1 rRNA gene is annotated in these 1,109 nt (G+C 54.1%); it reads right to left on the reverse strand.

From position 1 onward, the window contains the following. Window positions 1–40: 40 nt before the first annotated feature. Window positions 41–1,109 (reverse strand): 16S ribosomal RNA (locus HF864_RS09355); the annotation flags it as partial.

Below are 1,109 nucleotides of genomic sequence, written 5' to 3' on the forward strand. Positions count from 1 at the left end.
CAGTTTCAACGAATGTGCAGGTTTCCGATTAATTCCTTAGAAAGGAGGTGATCCAGCCGCAGGTTCTCCTACGGCTACCTTGTTACGACTTCACCCTAATCATCTGCCCCACCTTAGGCGGCTAGCTCCCCGAAGGGTTACCCCACCGACTTTGGGTGTTGCAAACTCTCATGGTGTGACGGGCGGTGTGTACAAGGCCCGGGAACGTATTCACCGCGGCATGCTGATCCGCGATTACTAGCGATTCCGACTTCGTGCAGGCGAGTTGCAGCCTGCAGTCCGAACTGAGAACGGTTTTAAGAGATTAGCTTGCCCTCGCGAGTTCGCGACTCGTTGTACCGTCCATTGTAGCACGTGTGTAGCCCAGGTCATAAGGGGCATGATGATCTGACGTCGTCCCCACCTTCCTCCGGTTTGTCACCGGCAGTCTCACTAGAGTGCCCAACTGAATGCTGGCAACTAGTAACAAGGGTTGCGCTCGTTGCGGGACTTAACCCAACATCTCACGACACGAGCTGACGACGACCATGCACCACCTGTCATTGCGTTCCCGAAGGAAACGCCCTATCTCTAGGGTTGGCGCAAGATGTCAAGACCTGGTAAGGTTCTTCGCGTAGCTTCGAATTAAACCACATGCTCCACCGCTTGTGCGGGCCCCCGTCAATTCCTTTGAGTTTCAACCTTGCGGTCGTACTCCCCAGGCGGAGTGCTTAATGCGTTAGCTGCGGCACTGAAGGGCGGAAACCCTCCAACACCTAGCACTCATCGTTTACGGCATGGACTACCAGGGTATCTAATCCTGTTCGCTACCCATGCTTTCGAGCCTCAGCGTCAGTTGCAGACCAGGCAGCCGCCTTCGCCACTGGTGTTCTTCCATATATCTACGCATTCCACCGCTACACATGGAGTTCCACTGCCCTCTTCTGCACTCAAGTCTGACAGTTTCCGATGCACTTCTTTGGTTAAGCCAAAGGCTTTCACATCAGACTTATCAAACCGCCTGCGCTCGCTTTACGCCCAATAAATCCGGATAACGCTTGCCACCTACGTATTACCGCGGCTGCTGGCACGTAGTTAGCCGTGACTTTCTGGTTAGATACCGTCACTGC

Origin of the sequence: Lactobacillus sp. MRS-253-APC-2B, from assembly GCF_012843675.1 — a bacterium.
GTDB classification, from domain to species: Bacteria; Bacillota; Bacilli; order Lactobacillales; family Lactobacillaceae; genus Limosilactobacillus; species Limosilactobacillus pulli.